Below are 6,721 nucleotides of genomic sequence, written 5' to 3'. Positions count from 1 at the left end.
GCAGGCGGCTGCGGGCGCGGCCGGTGTCATCAAGATGGTGATGGCGCTGCGGGAGGAGACCCTGCCCCGCACCCTGCACGCCGATCAGCCGTCCACTCATGTGGACTGGGAGTCGGGCGCCGTGGAGCTGCTGCGGGAGGAGCGGGCCTGGCCGGCGGGTGATCGTCCGCGTCGGGCGGGTGTGTCGTCGTTCGGCATCAGCGGCACCAACGCCCACGTCGTCATCGAAGAGGCACCGGCCCCGGGCCCGGCGTCCTCGCTCCGCCCGGAGCACCGGCTGCCGACGGTTCCGTGGGTGGTGTCGGCACGCTCCGCCGAGGCGCTGCACGCCCAACTCGCCCGACTGGCCACCGTGGACGGCGACCCGTTGGACACCGGCCTGTCGCTGGCGACGACGCGCTCGGTGCTGGACCACCGTGCCGTCGTGCTGGGTCCCGATCCGCACGCACTGCGCGCCCAGCTCGCCGAGCCCGAGATCACCGGGTCCGTCACCGCGGGCCGCACGGCGTGGATGTTCACCGGCCAGGGCAGTCAACGGACCGCCATGGGACGGGAGTTGTACGACGCCCACCCGACGTTCGCGTCCGCCCTGGACGAGGTCTGCGACCTGCTGGACACGCAGCTCGGCCTCGCCCGGCCCCTGAAGGACGCACTGTTCACGGACGACTCGGGCCTGCTGGACACCACCGGCTACGCACAGCCGGCCCTGTTCGCGGTGCAGGTGGCGCTGGTCGCCCTGCTGCGCTCGTGGGGAATGGCCCCCGAGGTCGTACTGGGCCACTCGGTGGGCGAGTTCGCCGCCGCGTACACCGCCGGCGTCCTCGAACTGCCCGACGCCGTACGCCTGGTGGCGGCGCGAGCCCGCCTGATGCAGGCACTGCCCGAGGGCGGTGCGATGGCCGCCGTGGAGGCGACCGAGGCGGCGATGTCCGGCCTGCTGCCGGACGGAGCGGTGCTCGCGGCCGTCAACGGGCCCACCTCGGTCGTCGTTTCGGGCACCGAGGCCGCCGTGGACGTGGTGGTCGAGCGGGCCCGCGAGGAAGGCCGCCGGGCAACACGCCTGCGTGTGTCGCACGCGTTCCACTCACCGCTGATGGAGCCCGTCCTTGCCGAGTTCACCGAGGTCGCCGCCCAGATCACGTACCGGCCCCCGCAGGTCGCCGCGGTCAGCAGCGTGACCGGCGCCCCGCTGGGCGAGGACGAGTGGACGACACCGGCCTACTGGGCCGACCAGATCGTCCGCCCGGTCCGCTTCCACGACGCGTTCACCGCGGCCTGCGCCCAGGGCGCCGGCCGCTTCCTGGAGATCGGTCCCGACCCCGTCCTGACCGCGCTGGCCGGTGACGTGCCCGCGGCCGCCGCGCTGCGCAAGGACCGCCCCGAAACGGAGACCCTGCTCCGGGCCGTCGCCGACCTCTTCGTGCGCGGCACCCAGGTCGACTGGGCTGCCGTCTTCGCGGGCACGGGCGCGCGCGAGGTCCCGCTGCCGACGTACGCCTTCCAGCGTCGCCGCTACTGGCTCGACGCCCCGAGCACCACCGTGGCCGCCGGTGACCTCGGCCTCGGCACGACCGGACACCCGCTGCTCGGCGCCGCTGTGCCCGTTGCCGGATCGGGCACCGTCCTGCTGACGGCACGCCTGTCCACCGCAGACCAGCCCTGGCTCGCGGACCACGTCGTGGCGGGCTCGGTCGTCCTGCCGGGCACGGCCGTACTGGAACTGGCGCTGGCCGCCGGCGACCGCGCCGGCCTCGACCGCGTGGACGAACTCACTCTCCACACTCCGCTCGTACTGCCGGACGCGACCGCGGTACAGATCCAGCTCAACGTCGAGGCTCCCGGCACGGACGGCCGCCGGCAACTGCACATCTACGGCCGCCCCGAGGGCGCACTCGCCGACGACCTATGGACGCTGCACGCGTCGGGCGTCCTGGCGGCGGACGAGCCCTCCAACGAGGAGTGGGACCTGCGGGTCTGGCCACCGCAGGGTGCCGAACCGGTGGAACTGGGCGGCCTCTACGAGCGGTTGGGGTCGGCGGGTCTTTCCTACGGACCGGCGTTCCGTGGCCTGGAACACGTCTGGCGCCTGGGCGACGACTGGTTCGTCCAGGCCGCGCTGCCGGAGTCCGTGGCGGGCGGCGCCGAAGGGTTCGGAACCCACCCAGCCCTGCTGGACGCCGTCCTGCACGTGCTGGGGCTGTGGGAGCGTGAGGACGCTGCCGCCCTGGTGCCGTTCCTGTGGTCCGGCGTCGAACTGCCGGCCGTCGGCGCGTCCTCGGTCCGCGTCCGGATCTCACGTCGCGGCGACGACACCATCACCCTCCACGTGGCCGACTCGGCGGGCGAACCGGTCGCCCGGGCCGACGCCCTGACGCTGCGCCCCCTGTCGGCCGACGCACTCACCGCCTCCGACACCGCTCTCCGCGACAGCCTGTTCCGCCTCGGCTGGCTGCCCCTGCCCGGCACCGCTCCCGCGACCACCGCGACCTGGACGGTGCTCGGCGACCCCGCTGCCCTGCCGGACACGCCTGCCCGTACCCACGCCGACCTCGCCGCCCTCATCGCGGCACTCGACGCGGGCGACGTGGTTCCGGAGACGGTGTTCACACCCGTCGCCACTGCCGGACGCTCCCTCACCGACGCGGCCACCACCACCTTGGCGCTCGTTCAGGGCTGGCTCGCCGAACCTCGCCTCGCCGGCTCCCGCCTGGTCTTCGTCACCACCCACGCCGTCGGGGACGACGCGACGGACGTCGCCGGCGCGACGGTCTGGGGCCTGGTGCGCTCGGCGGCCGGCGAGAACCCCGGACGCTTCCGGCTCGCGGACCTGGACGGCTCGGCCGAGTCGTACCGGTACCTGGCCGGCTGCCCCGATCAAGGCGAACTGCTCGTGCGGCAAGGCGGCGTGAGCGTCCCGCGTCTCGTACGGGCGGTCACGGACGACGTGCTGTTGCCGACCGCCGGATCGAGCGACGCGTGGCGGATGGACGTCGTCGCCCAGGGCCGGCTCAACGGCGTCGCGCTCGTCCCGGAGGAGCGACGGGCCCTGGAACCCGGCGAGGTGCGGGTGGCGGTGCGGGCAGCCGGTGTCAACTTCCGGGACGTACTCAACGTCCTCGGCATGTACCCGGGCGACCCCGGCCGGCTCGGGCACGAAGGTGCCGGTGTCATCGTGGAGGTCGGCCCGGACGTGACCGGCCTTGCCGTCGGTGATCGGGTGATGGGCCTGCTGGACGGGGCCTTCGGCCCCTCGGCTGTCACCGATGCCCGGTTGCTGGCGCCGATCCCGGAGAGGTGGACGTTCGAGCAGGCGGCGTCCGTGCCGATCGTGTTCCTGACCGCCTACCACGCCCTGGTGGATCTCGCCGGGCTGGAGGCGGGCGAGTCCGTGCTGGTCCACGCCGCCGCCGGCGGTGTCGGCACGGCTGCCGTGCAACTGGCCCGGCACCTGGGCGGCGAGGTGTACGCGACGGCGAGTGAGCCGAAGTGGCCGGTCGTACGAGAACTCGGTGTTCCCGAGGAGCGGATCGCCTCCTCCCGGACGACGGAGTTCGAGGAGCGGTTCCGGCCGGGTGTCGATGTGGTGCTGGACTCGCTCGCGGGTGAGTTCGTGGACGCGTCGCTGCGGTTGGTGCGGCCTGGTGGCCGGTTCGTGGAGATGGGCAAGACCGACATCCGCGACGCCGAACAGGTGCGGGCCGAACACGGGGTGTCGTACCGCGCGTTCGACCTGATGGACGCCGGTCCAAAGCGGATCGCGGAGATGTGGGCGGCACTGCTGGAGCTGTTCGAGCAGGGCGTGCTGCGGCCCGTCCCCGTCACCGCTTACGGGATCACGCGCGCTCCCGAGGCATTGCGGCTGCTGGGGCAGGCCAGGCATGTGGGCAAGGTCGTGCTGCGGGTGCCGGCGCCGTGGGTCGGCGAGGGCACGGTGCTGATCACGGGCGGGACCGGTGGACTGGGTGCGGAAGTGGCCCGGCACCTGGTCACCGCGCACGGTGTGCGGGATCTGCTGCTGGTGTCCCGGCGCGGGCCCGAGGCGCCCGGTTCCTCCGAACTCGCCTCCGAACTCGAGGAGTCGGGCGCGCATATCCGCGTGAGGGCGTGTGATGTCTCCGACCGTGAGGCGCTGGCCGCCGTACTCGACGGGGTCGAACTGAGCGGGGTGGTGCACGCGGCCGGTGTCCTCGACGACGCCTTCGTCACCGACCTCACCCCGGAGCGGCTGGCCCGCGTCCTGGCCGCCAAGGCGGACTCGGCCCGGCACCTGCACGAGGTGACGGCTGATCGGCGGCTCGATGCCTTCGTGCTGTTCTCGTCGTTCGCGGGTGTGGTGGGCAATGCCGGTCAGGCGGCCTACTCGGCCGCGAACAACGCCCTCGACGCCCTCGCGGCCACCCGCCGCGCCCAAGGCCTGCCCGCCGTGTCGCTGGCCTGGGGCATGTGGGAGACCGCTGACGGCATGGGCGGGACGCTGGACGCGGCGGAGCTGCGGCGCATGGCCCGGCAGGGCTACCCGGCCCTGGAGACCGGCCACGGCCTCGCCCTGCTCGACGCCGCGCTGCTGCTCGACGAGCCGACCGCCGTCCCCGTCGCCCTGCGCATCCCAGCGCTCGCCGAGGCCGGCCACGACACCCTGCCCGCCGTGCTGCACGACCTGGTCCCCGCCGGCCGACGCCGACGCGGCGCCCGCCGGCAGGCCGGCACCGGGGGCGGCGAACTCGCCGACCGGCTGCGCGGGCTGCGGCCCGACGAGCAGGAACGGGTGCTGCTCGACACGGTGCGCGGCCAGGTCGCGGCGGTCCTCGGACACGCCTCACCCGGACAGGTCGATCCGGCCCGAGCCTTCAAGGACCTCGGGTTCGACTCGCTCACCGCCGTCGACCTGCGCAACCGGCTGCGTACCGCGACCGGCATCGCTCTGCCCGCCACCCTCGTCTTCGACCACCCCACGCCCAGCGCGCTCGTCGCCCACCTCCGCACGCATCTGCTGGGTGACGACGACTCGACCGATACCGCCGGTACGACCCACGCCGCCGCGGACACCGACACCGACGCCCCCATCGCGATCGTGGGCCTCGGCTGCCGGTTCCCGGGCGGCGCGGACTCGCCCGACGCCCTGTGGGACCTGGTCGTCTCCGGCAAGGACGCGATCACGCCGTTCCCGCCCGACCGCGGCTGGGACATCACCGCCCTCGACGGCATCGACGCCGTCGGCGGATTCGTCGCGGACGCCGGGGACTTCGACGCCGAATTGTTCGCGATCTCCCCGCGTGAGGCGTTGGCGATGGATCCGCAGCAACGGCTGCTGCTGGAGACCGCCTGGGAGGCCCTGGAACGGGCGGGCATCGACCCGACCTCGCTGCGCGGCACATCGACGGGTGTGTACGCGGGCGTCTCCGCCAACGGCTACGGCGGCCACCTCCACGAGACCAGCGCCGAGACCGAGGGCTATCTGCTGACCGGCAGCACCCCCAGCGTCGCCTCCGGCCGCCTGTCGTACCTGCTCGGCCTGGAGGGCCCGGCGGTCTCCGTGGACACCGCCTGCTCCTCGGCCCTGGTCGCGCTGCACCTGGCCTGCCAGGCGCTGCGGTCCGGCGAGTGCGACATGGCGCTCGCGGGCGGCGCCACCGTCATGGCCAACCCGGGCATGTTCCTGGAGTTCGCCCGGCAGGGCGGGCTGGCCGGTGACGGCCGCTGCAAGTCGTTCGCCGACGACGCCGACGGCACGGGCTGGTCCGAGGGCGCCGGCGTCATCGTGGTGGAACGTCTCACCGACGCGCTGCGCAACGGCCATCCCGTCCTGGCGGTGGTGCGGGGCAGCGCGGTCAATCAGGACGGAGCCTCCAACGGACTCACCGCGCCCAACGGTCCGTCGCAGCAGCGGGTGATCCGTCAGGCGCTGGCCGCCGCCGGACTCGAGGTGTCCGAGGTCGACGCCGTCGAGGCGCACGGCACCGGTACCCGGCTCGGCGATCCGATCGAGGCCCAGGCACTGCTCGCGACGTACGGACAGGCCAGGGACGAGGAGAAACCCCTGTTCCTCGGCTCGATCAAGTCGAACATCGGGCACCCGCAGGCCGCCGCGGGCGCGGCCGGTGTCATCAAGATGGTGATGGCGCTGCGGGAGGAGACCCTGCCCCGCACCCTGCACGCCGATCAGCCGTCCACTCATGTGGACTGGGAGTCGGGCGCCGTGGAGTTGCTGCGGGAGGAGCGGGCCTGGCCGGCGGGTGATCGTCCGCGTCGGGCGGGTGTGTCGTCGTTCGGGATCAGCGGTACGAACGCTCACGTCGTCCTTGAGGAGGCTCCGGCTGTCCCGTCGCCTGGCGAGCCCGACTCGCCAGTCGGTCTTCCGGTGATCCCGTGGGTCGTGTCGGCCCGCACTGCCGAGGCTTTGCACGCTGGTGTCGCACGGTTGGCCGCGCACCTGGACACGCGTGAGGTTGATCCGCTCGACGTGGGGTTGTCCCTGGCCACGTCCCGTGCCGCCCTGCAGCACAGGGCTGTGGTCCTGGGGCGCGACGGTGAGGCGATGCGGTCGGGGCTTGCCCAGGCGGCTGTGACCGGTGTCGTCACCGAAGGCCGTAGTGGGTGGATGTTCACCGGTCAGGGCAGTCAGCGGGTGGGTATGGGGCGTGAGTTGTATGCCGGGTTCCCTGTTTTCGCGCGTGCCTTCGATGAGGTGGCCGCGTTGGTGGAGGGCGAGTTGAGCGGGGTG

1 protein-coding gene is annotated in these 6,721 nt (G+C 73.3%); it reads left to right on the top strand.

Annotated features, from left to right (window positions below; translation table 11 throughout):
- Positions 1–6,721: type I polyketide synthase (locus tag FNH08_RS41015; RefSeq protein ID WP_152776605.1), on the top strand; the 6,721-nt coding region annotated here is incomplete at both ends.

The organism is Streptomyces spongiae, assembly GCF_009377185.1.
GTDB lineage: Bacteria > Actinomycetota > Actinomycetes > Streptomycetales > Streptomycetaceae > Streptomyces > Streptomyces spongiae.
Note: the sequence above shows the minus strand (reverse complement) of the source record. Positions and strands in the feature narration are given on the sequence as shown.